The 16,976-nt window shown below is 44.8% G+C and carries 13 protein-coding genes; 5 read left to right on the top strand and 8 right to left on the bottom strand.

The window, feature by feature from the left end; translation table 11 throughout:
- Window positions 1-4 precede the first annotated feature (4 nt).
- Window positions 5-838 (top strand): aldo/keto reductase, encoded by an 834-nt coding sequence (locus MYF79_RS21955; RefSeq protein ID WP_247809985.1) that lies wholly within the window; start codon window positions 5-7, stop codon window positions 836-838.
- A 181-nt stretch (window positions 839-1,019) separates the two neighbouring features.
- Here MYF79_RS21955 and MYF79_RS21950 read toward each other — a convergent pair whose 3' ends face one another.
- From MYF79_RS21950 to MYF79_RS21940, 3 genes are all read right to left on the bottom strand, one after another.
- On the bottom strand, window positions 1,020-1,613 hold the full coding sequence (locus MYF79_RS21950) for a hypothetical protein (protein WP_247809984.1): 594 nt from the start codon (window positions 1,611-1,613) through the stop codon (window positions 1,020-1,022).
- Window positions 1,603-2,079, bottom strand: a complete 477-nt coding sequence (locus MYF79_RS21945; RefSeq protein ID WP_247809983.1) for an RNA polymerase sigma factor — start codon at window positions 2,077-2,079, stop codon at window positions 1,603-1,605. Before MYF79_RS21945 ends, MYF79_RS21950 begins: the two co-directional genes overlap by 11 nt.
- Window positions 2,080-2,213: 134 nt before the next feature.
- The gene (locus MYF79_RS21940) at window positions 2,214-3,062 is read right to left on the bottom strand and encodes an alpha/beta fold hydrolase (protein WP_247809982.1); all 849 of its coding nucleotides are present in this window, start codon (window positions 3,060-3,062) and stop codon (window positions 2,214-2,216) included.
- A 100-nt stretch (window positions 3,063-3,162) separates the two neighbouring features.
- Between MYF79_RS21940 and MYF79_RS21935 the strand changes: the two genes are divergently transcribed.
- The gene (locus MYF79_RS21935) at window positions 3,163-4,890 is read left to right on the top strand and encodes an alpha-L-arabinofuranosidase C-terminal domain-containing protein (protein ID WP_247809981.1); all 1,728 of its coding nucleotides are present in this window, start codon (window positions 3,163-3,165) and stop codon (window positions 4,888-4,890) included.
- An 81-nt stretch (window positions 4,891-4,971) separates the two neighbouring features.
- On the opposite strand, the gene MYF79_RS21930 is transcribed toward MYF79_RS21935, so the two are convergent.
- Window positions 4,972-5,661, bottom strand: coding sequence for a hypothetical protein (locus tag MYF79_RS21930; RefSeq protein WP_247809980.1), 690 nt, complete (start codon window positions 5,659-5,661; stop codon window positions 4,972-4,974).
- A gap of 387 nt (window positions 5,662-6,048) precedes the next feature.
- Between MYF79_RS21930 and MYF79_RS21925 the strand changes: the two genes are divergently transcribed.
- Entirely contained in the window at window positions 6,049-6,618 is a 570-nt protein-coding gene (locus MYF79_RS21925) for a dihydrofolate reductase family protein (protein WP_247809979.1), read from the top strand.
- A 134-nt stretch (window positions 6,619-6,752) separates the two neighbouring features.
- Here MYF79_RS21925 and MYF79_RS21920 read toward each other — a convergent pair whose 3' ends face one another.
- Genes MYF79_RS21920 through MYF79_RS21910 form a run of 3 tightly spaced genes read right to left on the bottom strand, consistent with a single transcriptional unit; the run spans window position 6,753 to window position 12,039 of the window.
- The gene (locus MYF79_RS21920) at window positions 6,753-7,886 is read right to left on the bottom strand and encodes a tetratricopeptide repeat protein (protein ID WP_247809978.1); all 1,134 of its coding nucleotides are present in this window, start codon (window positions 7,884-7,886) and stop codon (window positions 6,753-6,755) included.
- A gap of 48 nt (window positions 7,887-7,934) precedes the next feature.
- The gene (locus tag MYF79_RS21915; protein ID WP_247809977.1) at window positions 7,935-10,121 is read right to left on the bottom strand and encodes a DUF3857 domain-containing protein; all 2,187 of its coding nucleotides are present in this window, start codon (window positions 10,119-10,121) and stop codon (window positions 7,935-7,937) included.
- A gap of 13 nt (window positions 10,122-10,134) precedes the next feature.
- Window positions 10,135-12,039 carry a transglutaminase domain-containing protein gene (locus MYF79_RS21910; protein WP_247809976.1) on the bottom strand — a complete coding sequence of 635 codons (1,905 nt, stop codon included), beginning with the start codon at window positions 12,037-12,039 and terminating at the stop codon, window positions 10,135-10,137.
- A gap of 371 nt (window positions 12,040-12,410) precedes the next feature.
- Between MYF79_RS21910 and MYF79_RS21905 the strand changes: the two genes are divergently transcribed.
- Both MYF79_RS21905 and MYF79_RS21900 read left to right on the top strand, forming a co-directional pair.
- Entirely contained in the window at window positions 12,411-13,115 is a 705-nt protein-coding gene (locus MYF79_RS21905; protein ID WP_247809975.1) for a DUF4488 domain-containing protein, read from the top strand.
- Window positions 13,116-13,194: 79 nt separating this feature from the next.
- A complete protein-coding gene (locus MYF79_RS21900; protein ID WP_247809974.1) occupies window positions 13,195-16,362 on the top strand; it encodes a TonB-dependent receptor in 3,168 nt (1,055 codons plus the stop codon).
- A 76-nt stretch (window positions 16,363-16,438) separates the two neighbouring features.
- Here MYF79_RS21900 and MYF79_RS21895 read toward each other — a convergent pair whose 3' ends face one another.
- A complete protein-coding gene (locus tag MYF79_RS21895) occupies window positions 16,439-16,951 on the bottom strand; it encodes an OmpH family outer membrane protein (protein ID WP_247809973.1) in 513 nt (170 codons plus the stop codon).
- Between the last annotated feature and the right edge of the window lie 25 nt (window positions 16,952-16,976).

The following is a 16,976-nucleotide window of genomic DNA, read 5'->3' as shown; positions in this document are numbered from 1 at the left end:
AAGTATGCGGGAACAGCATACAGACAGGTACAAAGTGATGGACATAACATTAAATAACGGCATAGAAATGCCACTGCTTGGTTTTGGTACTTACTTGCTTCGAGACGGTTCAGCGTGTGAGCAGGCTGTGCTAAACGCTTTGAATGTTGGCTACAGATTGATCGACACAGCTGCTGCATACCATAATGAGGAATCAGTGGGTAGGGCGATTAAAAAAAGTAATGTCAAACGGGAGGAAATCTTTGTGACCACAAAGTTCTTGCCAGCGAATTCCGGGTATGAAAATGCAAAGCGGGCCTTTGAGACATCACTAGGAAAATTGGGTCTTGACTATATTGATCTGTATTTGATCCATCTCCCGCAGGGAGACATAAATTCTTCCTGGACGGCAATGGAAGAATTATATAAAGAAGGTAAAGTAAGGGCTATAGGTGTAAGTAATTTCACTACGGATCAGATCGGGCATTTACTTGAGCAGCATAGCGTGATACCGGCAATTAATCAGGTGGAAACGCATCCGTTTTCCCAAAAAACGGAGATGCAAAAAACTATGAGATCTCAAGGAGTCCAGTTGGAGTCATGGGCTCCCTTTGCGCAGGGTAGAAATAATCTCTTTAATAGTGAACTTCTAAAGGCACTTTCAGACAAATATAATAAGAGTATTGCCCAGGTGGTGCTACGATGGTTAATTCAGAGGGAAGTCGTAGTTATTCCCAAATCAGCCAATCTGAAAAGGATAAATGAAAATTTCAATGTATTTGACTTTGAGTTGTCTTTCGATGATATGGTAAGTATCAAATCGCTGGATAAGGGTAGCGGACTAATTTATCATGTTTAAGAACATTGAAAAATAACCGGCAGGTAACAAGGCTTCACAGACTTCGTTAGAATTCCCGGTGGCCTCAACTAAAAAAAGAAGCCCTTCAGATCGTTTGATTTGAAGGGCTTTGTAATTCCAATGATAAGTTTTCTCAATAATAAAATCATTATCGTATTGGCAGGGCATCTGATTTTCATTTTCAGCTATCAAGTATTTGTTTATTGATACCTTCAAATTTTGAAATCAGATCGTCCAGCTTTGCCTGCTGTTTTTTGACCACCTTAGGTCTTAAGTAAAACCAGTTGAAAAGGATCCAGGCCAATGTAACTGCATAGGTAATTATTCCGGCCGTCATTGTCATGCGCGAGGTGTATTCATACATATACAAAGAAATGCCGGCCATAAGCATGATGAAATATACATTCATCATGGTATGTTGTAAAAACCGTTGTTTGCCTTTTATGAGGATCAGGTTTTGCAGGTAGTGAGTGTTATCGCTTGTATTGTCGATTTTATTGAACAATGCAAGCATTCTATTATAAACGAGCAGGAAAATAACCATGGCTAAAACAGTTATTACTATACCCATTTTGGTGGTGATGAACTGCGGCTGATAATAATACCATATAAAGCCAATAAACAAACTTGTTGCAATCAATAAAATATTGGTCTTTATAAGTCTTCTGATATTCGATTGCTTAAACTGGTGCAAGCGGTTCATTAAATCCTTCATGTCGGGTTCGATTACCGGTTGCTGTTGCCACAAAGCCTTGAAATCTATATTATTGCTCATGGACATGGGTTTTAAATTTTTGAGATAATTTTTCTTTGATCCTGTGGATCTTTACCCTGATGTTGGCCTCTGAAAGCCCTGTAATGCTTGCTATTTCGGCTTGTTTAACATCTTCCAGTTCTAATGATATAATGATGCGGTCTGTTTCGGGTAGTTCGGCAATACATTGATACAGGAACCGGATCTGTGGTTCAATAGAGACTTGTTGTTCCTCTTTCAGGTCATCGGGTAATGCCGTTTTAGGAGTGCGTTTGTCTTTCTCAATTTGCCTTAAACAATTGTTTGTCGCAATCCGGAATATCCATGTGCCAATAGCTGATTCGTTCCTGAATTTGGGAAGCTGTTGCCAGACAATGATAAAGGTTTCCTGCGCAATGTCTTTGGCCCAATCGAAATCGTTCACATATCCCAGACATAATCGAAAGATCTTTTGCCAATATGTTTTGTAGATTTCTTCAAATGTCATTTTTTATGCGCTTGTTTTTTAAAGACTATAGTAAGGGCCATAAATAAGGAAATGAGAGGGTACTGTTATTTGTTGTAATGCCTGTCCGCAATAATAAGAACAATGGAGCAGGAAAGGAATTACTTATCATTTTTTTATTTTATAAAACCGGTTAATTGATCTTGATACCATTCTTTGTCATCGAACATGATAAAGTGAAGAGCTTTGGGTGAGTATTGTAGTTGGGCGCCTTTTAAATTCTTATATTGTTCTTCAATAGCAGGTTTTATACGGGTAAACGGGCTTTCAAGCAAGATCAGTGCGGGACATTGGATGGATTTGAGTTTTTCTCTCAGGTCGGTGTTCAGAAAATCGCAAAACAGGCCGGCAAATGTTTTTCTGTCCGATTGCATTGTCCAGCTAACTACTTTCTTTTGGCCTGATGTATCAGCTACCAGCCCGGCAATATTCGATTTTTGCATTTGTTCAAACTGTTCATTGTTTATGGTGGTAAATTGATTGATCATGGGCGTGCAATCATTGTTTTCTTGTGGTTTGAATGCAGGATTCTGCAGGGCGGATAGGCAAGGAAGAGCATCCACTACAATTATTTTTTCGATAAGCTGAGGGTAGTCGGCAGCAATTGCCAAAGCTAAACCGCCTCCCAAACTGTGTCCTATTATAATAGGTTTTTGAATGTTGTTGTTCCTTATATACCTGGCGATCTGGGTTTCCCAATTGGCGAAACTTGCCTCGGGCAAAGGTTGTACGCCTGCAAAGCCAGCCATGGTTAAAGTGTAGCAGGTATAGTTTTTTTCAAATGCTGCTACAGTCTGATCCCATACTTCGCCGGAACAACCTAAGCCAGGTATAAGGATGATAGCCTGTTTGCCCTGTCCGCTTTTCTTCACTTCAAAAGGCATGGTAGCTGTTGTTTGACCGAATACATTCGCGCATAATGCGGTAAATAATAGGATAATAATGAGCCATTTATACTTTTTCATTTTCAGTAGATTTAACTGTTAATTTGTTTGATTTTGCCTTTTGATACATAGCCGGACAAAATGTTACAGGAAAGTTTAAAAAAAATACACTTTGCAGGCGATGGCCGATCAGCTGACCTTATTGCGCACTCAATTTCCCGGCGAACATGCCATGTATTGTTCCCTCACTGGACCGGGGGCCATAGCCTCCTCCAAGGTTTTCGAATTGATCCGGGAAAATGGTAAATTGGCGGTCCTGTTCAATTGGCTATTAGTTGATTTAAATGTTCATTTTATGAAGTGTGTTCTATTTTGTTTAGCGTTCCTTCTTTCAATTACCGCATTTTCGCAAACGCCTTTCAAATCGGAAATAACCATTGACGCAACACAAAAAGGGCAGGAGATAAGTCCGCTTCAATATGGTCAATTCATTGAGCATTTAGGAAGGGCTATCAACGGGGGGATTTATGATGAACATTCTAAGTTATCGGATTCAAATGGTTTTAGAATGGATGTGCTGGAAAAGGTGAAGGAATTGCGCACGCCTTTATTGCGGTATCCCGGTGGAACTTTTACAAAAATATATCACTGGCAGGATGGGATTGGCCCGAAAGCATCCCGTAAAAAGCGGAAGAATCTTATTTGGGGAGGTGTGGAGGATAATCACTTTGGTACAGCGGAATTCATAGCCTACTGCCGTAAAATCGGGGCCGAACCTTTTTTGGTTGTCAATATGGCGACCGGTACACCCGAGGAAGCCGCTAACTGGGTGGAATATTGCAATGGCACAACTGACACCTATTACGCCAATTTGCGAAGGAAAGATGGATTTGAAGAACCTTTCAACGTAAAATACTGGGGCATCGGCAATGAGGAAGGTGCAGAACCTGATATGGGACGGCATCAGGACCTTGATGTGTATATTAAAGACACCTGGCAATTTGTCAAAATGATGAAACTGCAGGACAGCAGTTTGAAGCTCGTCCTGGTTGGAAATTCGGAGGACCTTCACTGGAGCCGTACAGTACTTGAGAGGTTAGGACCGGTATGCGATTATTTATCCATTCATCTTTATTCCATCCCGGCCGATACGAGTTTTAGCTCACTCATTCAATCGATCGACCATATTGAACGACCACTTACCCAGGTAGATTCGCTATTGGCGGCAACACCGGTCAAGGTCGAAAACTTCAGCCGCTGGTACAGATTCCCGGCGAGATCAGGACCAATAAAAATTGCGGTAGATGAGTGGGGCATCTGGGACATTAATTCCGGCAAAGGCAAAGGCGCCTATAACCTGGAATATCAATACAATTGGTCGCACGCCTTAGGTGTGGCCACATTTTTAAATCTCTTTCAACGTCATAGCCGCTCTATAGGCATGGCCACCTGGGCCCAGACTGTCAACGTACTTGCCCCGATCATGTCTGATTCCGCTGGTTCCTACCGTCAGACCATATTTGCGCCGCTTAAAGCGTTTAGAGACTATGCAGGACAATACAACCTGCCAACGCAAACCACCACACATGAATCAAGTCCCGGAATTAGAGCAATCGATGCTGCGTCAAGCAGGTCTGCTGACAGCAATCAAATTATACTTACAATAGTGAACAGGGATCTTGATCACGCTGCTGAAGCCATTGTGCATGTTAAAGATCAACAACGAAACCAGCAGCGGGTAACCTTAAAGCAAATTTCTTACACAGGGAAAAGTTTGTACGGCGTTAACTCGGCAACGAACGAGAATACGGTTATAAAAACGGAGATTAAGAAGAACGTAGACCCGGCTAGTTTCAGGATCGTGTTATCGCCGGCATCATTTACCGTTATCATGCTGAACGGCCTGTGATTTAGTAAAGCCCGCCCTGGTAGCGGGCTTTTAATTCAAATGTATTTATTAGTATGTTTAAAACAGGCCAGGGACGATGTCTTACTCATTTGCCTGTAAAGATCTCTCCGTCAGGTATTGCATTAGTCGTGTTGCGCTCGTCAAAGCCGGGCTGGCTAATTGGTCGTTAAACAAAACGTTCGTAGGCCCTTCTCCAAAATAAAGCCCATCCGAGACAAGAAATGTGATTCTTGTATTACCACTTGTTGGATTTGGTCTTCTGGGTTGATCCCAGGGCCCGATTTGATGCACGATTTGAAGGCTCTTTGCAAATAGATCTTCTGTCAGTTCATTAGCTTTTGCGTCGGTGGTACTTTCCCAGATCAATATTTTTCCTGTCTGGTTAATATAACGGGCCGTCCCATTCTTAAAAGAGGCTAGCACATCGAGTCCTCCTTCTAATCCTACTTCAATTATTACGGCAAGAAGTTCCTTGTTGCCTGGATGGTGACCTTTGGCATATTGGCTGTTATACGCAAGGATCTTTATCCTTGTATCAGTGCCTGTATCGTCTATGATCTTCTGTAGATCTTCTACTGTGCTCGCTTCCGAAAACAAAATGTTGAATGGATAAGAATAAGGTGCTTCCGTATTAGTTTTGTACAGTTCCAGATCGTCACAAAAAAGCAGGTTGTAAATTAAGTTTGTGGCGTTGTCTCCATAAGGGGTATGTGTTAAGGCTGTACGCTGTTTTGGAGCAGCTTGTTTTTTGAAAAGGTCAAATAGTCCCATAGATGAAAGTGTTATTGTCTAAAATTGGCTGTAATTCTGAAGCCATGGCAATCTACAAAAAAATGGGTTGAAATTCATTTTGTAGGAAGTCTATTTAAATACGGCAGAAGTAGGCTCGTGTGATCCTGATGGAAATTGACGTGGTAGTGTACATTTGCCTATGGTGAGGCCTTGCGCCTCACGGCGAAAGGCCATCCCAGTGTATGCGGTGTGTACTATTGCATAACGATGCCTTTGTTAGCATTTGCAGGGAGAAAAGTGGATCGATTATTTTTAGTATGACGGGAACGGCCCTCCTGATTGTCCTGATTGGCCATTGTTTAAGTCAGATGAGGAACGTAAGTTTGCTTGTCAATAATTATAATTAACCTTATAACCAGGAGCGTTATGCGTAAACTTGTTTCGTTTTTTCATGTTTCTTTGGATGGATATGTGGCGGGTCTTAATGGCGAAATGGATTGGATAAAAGTAGATGAGGAGATATTTGACCATGTCGGTGACCGCGTCAAGGACAGTGATACCGCATTATACGGTCGCGTTACCTGGCAAATGATGGAAGGGTACTGGCCTACAGCTGCCGATCAACCCAATGCAAGTAAGCATGACATTGAACATGCCGCCTGGTATAATAAGGCACAAAAAATTGTGCTGTCGAAGAGCATGGAAGGAGAGCAATACCCCAATACTGTTTTCATCAGTGATGATATAGAAGACCGCGTGAAAGCAATAAAGCAACAGGAAGGTACGGAGATCCTCATATTTGGCAGCCCTTCGGCCACACACGCATTGCTGCAATACGATGTAGTAGATGAATTCTGGCTCTTTGTAAACCCTGTGCTGCTGGGCCAGGGTATACCTCTTTTTGAAAATGTGTCCCAGACGACGCCGCTCACGCTACTAAGCTCAAAGACCTTCACTAACGGAGTGGTATGTATGCATTATAAAAAGGCTGTTTAACGCTTCGGAATCCGGCTTAAAATAAGTTATGTAAGTAAAACATCCCATGGTCAATGCATCTGACCATGGGATGTCTTTTTAGTACTTAATTTCTTTTTCTCAAGAGCTTTGAAACTATCTCACCGTTGAGATTTTCAATGAGATTTCTGGTGCAGGTCCTCCGTGGCTGCATCAACTTTCTTTTTAAAGGTGGGATACAGCAGGTACAATGTCTCAAGAAACTCCGTATTGGCTTTTTTGCTTTTCCTGTATTGTAGCGTGAGCGGCACCGCCTTATCCCATTTCTCATCTTCTACATATGCAAAGAGAAGTTCCAATGTACCTGCATCAAAACCGGGTAGGTTTTGGTGCAATTTTTCCAGGTAAGCCAGCTTATTGACATTATCCATGCCTTGCTTGCAGATCAATGCACGGTAATAGTCAAGGAAAGGATCTTTATTGATAAGAGAGTCCAGCCCGTTAACAGATCTTTGCGCGGCGGCATAATCTTTCTTCAGGATATAGGCATCGATCATCAGCAGGTACATATTCGGGGCATTCGGATACTCCTGTTGAAGTTTGGTCAATGCTGCGAGATACTTGTCATTTCCCAGCTCACTGGCAATATTGATATATATGATCTTATATACTTTCTGTTCCCTGATCACTGCAGGCAGCGTCTTAAAAATACTGTCGGCAAGTTCGTAATTACCCTCATGGACATGTTTTTTCATTAACTGCACATTGGTGAGCGTATTGTCAGGCAGGTCCGCTACTTCTTCGTGTTCATCTGCAAACCGCAGCGTTTCCGCTAATGTGGTGCTTATATTCTCTCCGGTGGTGTAAACAAACATGTCTGCTATTTTAACCTGATCTCTCTTTTTGATAAGCTCGAAGTCGTGGTAGTTAAGCTGATCATTATATAGCCGGAAAATCAGGTGCTGACGATTGTCTTTCTCGTATTGCTTTACGAGCTCGTAGGTACCCTTGGTTCCAACGGTCCTTACAATTTCCTTACCGTAGTCGCCAGACCGCAGGGTTTTCATCGCACGTGCCACCAATTGCCGGCTGACCTTACTGCCAGCCTGGTCCTGAATCCTTTTTTCAATGGCGTCCATATCCAGCAGGTTATTGAAGCGGTCGGCATCCTGTCGTGCAATGGCACGCGTCAACGCAGTGGCGACTTTGGCCGCTTCCTCTTTTGTGACTGGCTTTTCCGGCTCAGAACAGGATACAGCAAAAAGAACGCAGGACAGAAGAAGATATCTTATGGTGGTGTTATAGTTCATGTTCAGCATATAGGTGAGGGGCTGCTTTTATTCAGCAGCCCGGTTAAATTAGATTTTCTTCAACAGCACTTTTTGTTTATTAAAATCAGATGCGGCATCCATAAACGCTATCATTTGTGCCCAGTTGCCGGCTTGTTCGTGCTGGTGCTTGTACACCTTCCTGATTGTCAGTATAAGCTTTCCTTCTTCCATTTTTGTGCTGCTTTCAAATGAGCCTGTATCATTGCTGACAGACTTGTTCAGGTTCTCTGCACCTTCCAGCTGATAACCCTGGGGAATATTAACGATGATGTCGTATGATACTGTACGGGGGAAAGCCATGTTAATATCATAAGTGCGTTTGCGCTCTTCAGGCGAGAGTGCTATCTGCTCAGTGATCAGTTTACCGATATCCAGCATAAAGTTATTGCCTGCTTTTTTCACAAACCCATCCATAGTGAATGATTGGTGCATCGTCAGCGGTTTGTTCTGTTTCTGCAGTCCGTGCTCTGCCACTTTAAAATAGGTAACGGCGGTGGGCTTTGTTCCATACTCACCGGTGATATTGGAATTCACTGTTTCGTCCATATCTTTCCGCGCTTTCGCGAAGGCGGCATCAAATTCACCGGATCTTTTCCTGTATGGGCCGTATGCCAGCAAGTCTTCGTCTCTCGATGAAGTTACGCGCAGGTTGTTGCGTTCATCATTCAGCATATCCTCATATAGCAGCATATCCAGATAGTTGAAGCGGTATTGTCCTTTGACGCGGATAATACGGTCTATCTTTAGTTGCTGCAGGTTGTCTGCTGCAAAGTTCACGTTGATCTTTTCCTCCTCCGCATTCTGATCTGCGCTGCTTATTGGCAGGGTAATCTTTTTGAACGATGCATTTTTTTCTTTTGAGCTGCCGGTTACACTTACAGTGTAGGCCTGTTGACCTTCCAGGCGGGGAGGCAGTTCATCGGGGAAGCTCTGCATACCACCCATGAAGCAGTACATCGGTTTATCATCAGGATAGGCGATGATGAAATAATCCAGATCATCCAGGGATACTACGTCCTGCAGGGTTCCAACATGGCGGGGTACGGCTGCCGCCAGTTCGGTGGGAATGTCATAGCGGTTCAGCAGTGCCCTGAAGACGTTGGCTGTGTAATGTTCGCGTGGGAAGTAACTCTTTCTCTGCTGTCCTACTTCTATAGAACTGCCTATGCCGGTTTCTTTGTAGAGGGAGGCATAGCGAATATAATAATAAGCCAGCTCGGCGATGGCCCTTTTGCTCATCTCTTTTTTCCTTACACCGATCCTTGTGGCATAATCATCCAGCAAATCAGGAAAGCCTTTCAGAATAAGCGGGAGAGTGGCATACGAGGCATTTACGCTGATGATCTCATATGTCAGGAAAAGACGGATGCGTTCTTCATCCATACCGTTCGTGACTTCTTTACTTTTTAACCCATTGTAGGCCAGGCGCAGGGTCGGTAAAGCCCTTTGCTCGTAGAACCAACGTTCGTCTGTTACTTTGGCGACATCAGTTTTGTGAATGGAGAAAACATAGTCGTCTCCTTCCTGGCTGCGTTTCAGCGCTGACTGATCATCATTCAGGTAGCGCCAGGAAACGCCCATTTTCCTGTCAACATTTACGTTGAGGGAGAAGTCCAGCATGGGATATTTCTCGCCTATTGAGTAATCCAGCGGATCAGGAGAGCTGTAAAAGCTGCTCGCATCCTTATTCATCCTTACATAGAAGTCGATGATGTCGCCCACCTGCAGATCGGAGATAGCGATCTTCTGCTTTTTGTCGTCCTGTTCATCTTTCACGCTTACCGCGTCGTTCATGTCAATATCCCGTTGCTGGCCGTTGGGTTTGATGACGCGGATGCCCATGTAGGAGGTAAGCTTATAGCCGCTGCGCCATCCGCCGCTTCTCAGTTTCTGCAGATTGAACTCAGAGTAGTTTTCCAGGGCGGCCTTGTCCTGGATCTTGACGCGCTGATGCAGCGTCATGGCGATATGATCCTTACGGCGGCTATGGTCGGCTCCTAACGTGAAGTTCAGGGCGATGATAACAGCCGATTCATTGGCGTATTTTTCAGGGATATCCGTTCTGGCAAAAGCGGGGTTTTTAGCGTCCCATATTTCCTGTTTCACCTGGGTGGCTTCTTCCTGGTATTCTCTTTCCTGTTTTGACTGGGCTCCGGCCTGGTAACCTGTACTCAGCAGGAGGATGGAAAGGAATACAAATCTATATTTATGCATAGGTAATAGGTATTTATTGTTGAGAAACGGTGATCTGCTCCAGGTATTTCTTTGATAGTGCAGTGACTGCGTTGTTCCATTCACGGAAGTTAGCTTTCGCGATGTAAGTGTTAGTTATTTTCAGTTGTTTGCGATAACTGATCTTGTTGCCGGTAGCTTTATAAGTGATATCGAAACTGAAATTGGGAGACGTGATATGCAGATCCTCCGGCAGCGTAGTTATTTTATAACCCGTGGGAATGATCAGCTCTGTTTCAGTAATATAGTTGGATTTCGTGCCAAAGCGGAGGTCTGTAGTACGCTTCACTGTATCGATCACAGCATTGTCGAATTCCTTATTGTAATCAATATCAATGTACATTTCTTTGCCGAACGAGGACACGGCATCCTGATACAGCAGATCGAAATTCACTTCCAGGTTACCATCCCGCTGGTCCAGGGGAGAGGTGGTGACGTTGGAAATTTTGTAGTGCCGGTTACTGTTGGTGATGTAGTTTTCCAAGGCTGTCTGCACCCGGTCCGTTTTGGTAAGATTAACGTTATAGAGGAGGTCTGATTTACTTTCTCCGTTATACTGATACTTTATCTTACCGTTCATATTGTTGCCGTCTATGGTCAGGGATTCTTTGAAGAGGCGGGTGTTCTGATCCGGAGTGACCGCAGGGACATTTTCCAGTAAAAAGTTATCTCCGTTCTCTATCATTACCTGGCGACCAGCTATACGTTCTGCATAGATGCCTGGCTGCATATACTTCTCTGTAGCGTCGAGGAACCACCATTTGTCGTTATACTTCACCGCACAGATCATGTGGTTGTCAGTATTGAGCGAGGGAATGCTGTGATCGTACATGATATGATTGGTGCCTATCCAGCACAGGCGTGCATCCAGTCCACAGCGTAGCAATAGCTCCTTGGTGAGGTTGGCCATGCCTTTACAATCGCCGTATTTTTTCCGCAACACCTCATGGGCTTCATCGGGTTTAAAGCCGGCTACACCATCTTCAAAGGCAATGTAGCGGATGTTCTCTTCTACCCAGTAGAAGATCGCTTTCATCCTGGCAAAAGGATCTGTCATGCCGGCAGTGATCTCGCGGGCTTTGGCGCCCAGGGCAGTGGTATCGGGGTGTAGCTGGGACGCCAGCTGATGGCACCATTGGTAAAGATCGTTCGTCGTGTTGAAATAGACGGTTTTTTCTCCCTTATAATTAGCCGCTTTGGCCCGCACGAGGATATGCGGATATATCCAGGTAGGGCCGGGGCTCATAGTCGCCGATTTCATGGCAGGGAGCTTTGCGGCAGTATAAGTATACACATCGGCATCTTTATCCTCATCGTAAGTTTTTTGGGTTCTGACGTGTTGCCCCTGGAAATTGAAGGTATGAATTTCAATTTCCATCCAGCGGGGAACAATCACCGTGATCTTCTTCTGCTGTTCGGGATAGTCTTCGGTCAGGTACACAGTGGTCAGGTAACGGGGATCCCTGATCTCTTTTTCTATGGTCACTTCACTATGAGAGCCCTGGCGAATAAAGGGTAGGGTAAAGTGACATAGTTTCAGATCTGAATAGAAGTATTCATCTATGTTCAGATAATCGTAGGAGGGCTCTATATTCCTGGCTTTTTTGCCGTCTACTGTGATCGTCACATTCTTAATTTCTTCCTGGCCGTTATAACTTTCAGAGAAGGGAATGGAAGAGCGGAATCCATTGCATATAAAGTCCTTGTAAAGGGTTTGTTTGACGATCACCTGCTTTTGACGGGTATCGTATTGAAATTCATACGTTTCGTCTACGTTGGCCAGCTCTATGTTATCGTCGTTTTTCTGGGCGTGTACAGATAGAGGGCAATATAAGAATAACCACATACTCAGACGAAGGAGCCGCCTGGCATGGAAACGGATTAGCACCTGAAGCTTCATAGTAAGGGATAAAAATGATCAATATAAAGACTAAAGTACTAAAAAAGAGATGATTTTATATTAAAATAATAGGAAGTAGGTGCTTTGCCCTAAAGCCCCTCTTGCCTGCGGGGCTATCACCCATTGCCGTAAATGTTATGTAACAGGAATAAACCAGTGAAATGTTGTACAGACAAGCCGAATGATAGAAACAGGTACCGGACTATCAATGCTCAGAAAAGCTGTTGAAACCACCAGAGAAAAGGGCCGGGAACAGGACAGTAACACGGCATGTCCTGCATCAGCTCCGCGAGGAAAAAACAGCTTGATAAGAAGCTGGCGTACATCCCCTTTTCTTATGCCGTATATTTATACTTATAAATACACCAATTATGAAAACGCTTACCAAACTCTTCTTCACATTATTATTCACAATTGTAACCATTTCCCGGGTAGCTGCTCAATCAGAAGTGCTCGGTGCATGGAAATCTACCAACGGTGCTACCACTTCACTGATGCTGGTTACCCCGGCATATTTTAGTATCACCGTGTATGATACCGCTGGTTTTAAATCTACGTTAGGGGGCACCTGGTCAGGGTCGTCCGACAATACCGGTATAACTACTATTGAGTTCAACTCTGCAGACCCCTCACAGGTGGGGAAGCAACTGGAGGCGACTGTTGATTTTGAGGGGGATCAGCTTGTCACTGCTTTAAACGGTAACAAGACCACCTGGACAAGAGTTGATAACGGCAACAGCGAAATGAGCGGTGTATGGCAGATAACCGGCAGGGAAACGAATGGTACAATGAGTGCAATGAAACCCGGCGACAGGAAAACCATCAAGATACTCACCGGTACCAAATTCCAGTGGATCGCCATGAATACAAAGACCGGTGAATTCTTTGGTACAGGTGGCGGCTCGTATACCTTCACCAATGGTGTATATACAGAGAATATCGAATTCTTTTCCAGGGATAACAGCAGAGTAGGGGCCTCACTTAGTTTTAAAGGCAGTGTAAGCGGTGACAAATGGGATCACAGCGGTAAAAGCTCAAAAGGAGATCCTATCCATGAGGAATGGACACGCCGGTGACGATGGCGTAATATGAATTCTACGTTAACATACTGTAACCATATTGTATTGATTTGTGCCCAATTTTATTTTCGCGCTTATGAAACCTATATGTACTGGCATTCTATTGCTATTGTTGTGTTGTTTTGCCCATTCACAACTATCCGCTCAGACAACCCAGGCTTCCATTGCCGGCGTTGTCACTGATGAAACCAAACAGCTGATTCCAGGCGCTTCTGTCCTTGTCAGGAATGAATCCACCGGCTTTAGCAGCAGAACGGTCACGAATGCGAAAGGTGAATTCTCACTGAAAGAATTACCGCTCGGCGGTCCTTACACCATCACCGTATCCTTTGTTGGTTATAGCGAACAGAAACTTACAGGTTATTCTTTGAATCAGGGCGACCTCATAAAGGTGAGTGTCCGGATGAGATCATCTACCGTCAGCATGAATGAGATCATTGTAAGCGGTAGTGGGCTCAAGAACAAAACAGAGAATTTCGGAGCGGCTACGACCGTCACAGCCCGCGATATTGCGCGGTTGCCTGTGAATGGCCGTAATTTCTCTTCACTGATTGATCTCTCCCCGTTGAGCAATGGCAGCAACCTGGCAGGTCAGCTGGGCTCTTCCACCAATATTACCATTGATGGTACCTCTGCCAAGAACCCTACTTCCAGCAGCGGCACGAATACCCGTATAGGCGGCCCCTATGCACTGTCTATGGAAGCGATCAGGGAGTTTAAAGTGGTGACGAACCAGTACGATGTAACGTTTGGGCGTAGCGGTGGCGGTACTATCAGCACTGTGACCAAAGCAGGTACCAATACGTTTTCCGGCAGTGCCTTCCTGTATTACAGGGGAGATGTATTATCAAGCAATTATGATATCCGTGGAGCGAAGAGAGTGAATGACTTCTCTACAAAGCAATATGGCTTCTCCCTGGGAGGGCCTATTATCAAAGATAAGGCGCATTTCTTTGTGGCCTGGGATCATCAGGCAGACGCCCGTCCTTTGCAGCTGGCAGATATTCAATCGCCCGCCGATGAGAAGCGCCTCAACGTGACCAAAACAACGCTGGATAATTTCCTGGCAATTGCACGCGGCAAATATGGCGTAGCCAATGCACCACAGTTCGGATCGTTCGACAAAAAAAGAGGTACTGATGCCGTCTTTGCACGTGTTGACCTGCAGCTGAGCGATAAGAGCCTGCTGACATTGCGCGATAACTACATCAATGACCGCGCTCCGCTTGGACGGGACGATAATACCGCTATCAACCTGTATGAAGTATATGCAGACGCCAAAGCCGTTAACAACAGTCTCCTGGCTACCCTGCGTACGGTGCTGAACCCGCGTCTGACCAACGAGCTGAAAGTACAACACTTGTATACGTTCGAAGAAAGTACGCCGGGTAGTCAGCTACCGGAAAAGAATATACCCCGCGGTATCGTGGAGCGGGTACAATCTGTAGTGGGTACAGATACGGTATATACGGCTATCCAGCTGGGAGGACAGCGTTATTCTCCCGAGCATTTCTATAACCATGTTGTGCAGCTGGTTGACAACGTATATTTCAGTACGAACAAGGCGAACTATACTTTTGGTGCTGATATCATGTACAGTCATATGAACTCACTGTATGGAAGTGAAATGAACGGAAGGTTCTATTTCACCGGGATGGACAATTTCAACAACCTGAAACCTTACCGTTATGCACGTGAGGTGGCATTGGCAGAAGATCCCAGCGTTAAGCAAAATATTATCAGCACTGCATTGTATGCACAGATGCAAACGAAACTGTTCCCGGGGTTTGAGATGATTGCCGGCATCCGGGCTGATTATACTACTTACCTGAACAAACCTAACTTCAATGAAGTGGTGTACCAGGACCTGGGACTGCGTACTGACAATTCGCTGAAGACATTCCAGGTGCAGCCACGCCTGCAGTTCAACTGGGATATCAATGAGCAGCATAAGGATTACCTGCGTTTTGGAGCGGCTATTTTCGGTTCCGATATCAATAACTATGCAATGATCAACAATATGTTGTTCGACGGTACCAAGGTGCTCACCGTGGATGTGCAGGGGGCCAGTGTCCCTGTGCCAAATTTTGTTGAGTACCGTAAGAACCCTGCTTCAGCGCCTGGCAAAGAGCTGTTTGATCAATTAGGACTGCCGCGTCAGGGTACCATCAACATGAATGGAAAAGATGCGCGGATCCCTGTAGTGTATAAGGCAAACATCTCTTACAATCATTTCTTCTCAGATCGTTTCAAAATGGGCATTACCGGTTTTGTTACCCTGGCCCGTCATAACTATATGTACGTTGATCGTAATATGGCAGACCAGCCTTTTTTCCGTCTGGCCAATGAAGGGAATCGTGGTGTGTATGTGCCTGATAGCACTATCACAGCGAGTAATGGTGCAACAGACTGGATGAAAGGACGCAAGAGCAATCGTGTAGGCCGTGTACTGGAACTGAACAGTGAAGGTAAGGTGAACCAGTTCGCTTTTGTGGTAGACGGTACTTACCGCTACTGGAAAGATGGAGAGATATCTTTCAGTTATACCTGGAATGATTCTAAGGACAATACCTCTTATAACGGTGACGTAGCCAACACGGCCACCCTGTCACTGATGGTGAAAGATGATCCCCGCGACCTGCGTACCATGTCTTATTCCGACAACCAGTTTCGTCATAAAGTAGTGTTCTACGGTACATTGCCCAGCTTCTGGGGTATTAATGTAGGGATCCGGTATTCCGGTATCGGTGGCACGCGTTACTCCCTCGCAGTAGGAGGCAACGTGAATGGCGATTTCGTAGCCTCCAACGATCTGGCTTACGTTTTTGATGTGAAAGACCAAAGCGTGCCGGAAAAGATCCGTAAGGGTATCCAGGCTATCCTCGACAATCCTTCGGCGTCGGAGAGTGTAAAAGACTACATCAGGAAGAGCAGTGGTAAGATTGCAGAAAGGAATGGCGGGGTAAACGGCTTTTATGGCATCTGGGACCTGAGAATAGGTACGAAGATCAAAACCTATAAAACGCAGTTTATTGAACTGTCGGGCGATTTCTTTAACGTGGCCAACATGCTGAATAAGGAATGGGGCGCTGTTAAGACGCTGGGCAAACAGAATATCTATTCGCTGGGTGGCTTTGACAGGGCTGCTTCCACCTATAAGTACAACGTCAATGTGAACACGGGAGTAATTGTGCCTTCAGGCAATCCATGGCAGATACAGATCGGTATCAGGTATGGATTCTAAATTGATACACCTTAAAGTATGAAGGGCTGCTTCAAAAATGAAGCGGCCCTTTCTTTATAACTAACACAGACAAAAATTATTTGATACCCAGCTTCTGTTTGGCTGCTGACAGCAGGTCCTCGCAGGTGGCAGTTACCACAATCTCTTTGGAACTATCCAATACGCATACGATACCTTTTTCCGCCGCCAGGTCAGATACGGCCTTTTTAGCTTTTGCCAGGATAGGGGCCGTCAGTTCCTGTTCGCGCGCAGCCAGTTTCTGCTCTATGCGTGCCCGGTATTCGTCGATATTGTTTTTAGCTGCTTCGAGTTGTTTCAGCCTGATCTCCTTTATATCTGCTTTGAGGGTCGGTTCGTCCGCCTGATATTTTGTCGCCATTTGCTGGAACTCATTGACAAGGGCCTGACCGTCTTTAGACAGTTCATCCTGGTATACCTGCAACGTGTCGTATGCACGCTTTGCTTCCGGCATACTGGTCACCAGCTGCTGCATATTAATGTAAGCGATCTTGCCCTGGGCATAAGTACGTGTAGCGGAGAAGGAAACGAAGGCTAATAAAAGTAAAGCAATAGTACAATTCTTTAGCATAACAGTTAATTTATTGATGCTGTAA

This window comes from Chitinophaga filiformis (assembly GCF_023100805.1).
Taxonomy (GTDB): Bacteria; Bacteroidota; Bacteroidia; order Chitinophagales; family Chitinophagaceae; genus Chitinophaga; species Chitinophaga filiformis_B.
Note: the sequence above shows the minus strand (reverse complement) of the source record. Positions and strands in the feature narration are given on the sequence as shown.

Coding starts and splice junctions, on each gene's coding strand:
- MYF79_RS21910 (WP_247809976.1), bottom strand. CDS start 12,039: ATGAAGCTTCAGGTGCTAATCCGTTTCCATGCCAGGCGGCTCCTTCGT.
- MYF79_RS21895 (WP_247809973.1), bottom strand. CDS start 16,951: ATGCTAAAGAATTGTACTATTGCTTTACTTTTATTAGCCTTCGTTTCC.
- MYF79_RS21935 (WP_247809981.1), top strand. CDS start 3,163: ATGGCCGATCAGCTGACCTTATTGCGCACTCAATTTCCCGGCGAACAT.
- MYF79_RS21955 (WP_247809985.1), top strand. CDS start 5: ATGCGGGAACAGCATACAGACAGGTACAAAGTGATGGACATAACATTA.
- MYF79_RS21905 (WP_247809975.1), top strand. CDS start 12,411: ATGAAAACGCTTACCAAACTCTTCTTCACATTATTATTCACAATTGTA.
- MYF79_RS21915 (WP_247809977.1), bottom strand. CDS start 10,121: ATGCATAAATATAGATTTGTATTCCTTTCCATCCTCCTGCTGAGTACA.
- MYF79_RS21940 (WP_247809982.1), bottom strand. CDS start 3,062: ATGAAAAAGTATAAATGGCTCATTATTATCCTATTATTTACCGCATTA.
- MYF79_RS21945 (WP_247809983.1), bottom strand. CDS start 2,079: ATGACATTTGAAGAAATCTACAAAACATATTGGCAAAAGATCTTTCGA.
- MYF79_RS21900 (WP_247809974.1), top strand. CDS start 13,195: ATGAAACCTATATGTACTGGCATTCTATTGCTATTGTTGTGTTGTTTT.
- MYF79_RS21930 (WP_247809980.1), bottom strand. CDS start 5,661: ATGGGACTATTTGACCTTTTCAAAAAACAAGCTGCTCCAAAACAGCGT.
- MYF79_RS21925 (WP_247809979.1), top strand. CDS start 6,049: ATGCGTAAACTTGTTTCGTTTTTTCATGTTTCTTTGGATGGATATGTG.
- MYF79_RS21920 (WP_247809978.1), bottom strand. CDS start 7,886: ATGAACTATAACACCACCATAAGATATCTTCTTCTGTCCTGCGTTCTT.
- MYF79_RS21950 (WP_247809984.1), bottom strand. CDS start 1,613: ATGAGCAATAATATAGATTTCAAGGCTTTGTGGCAACAGCAACCGGTA.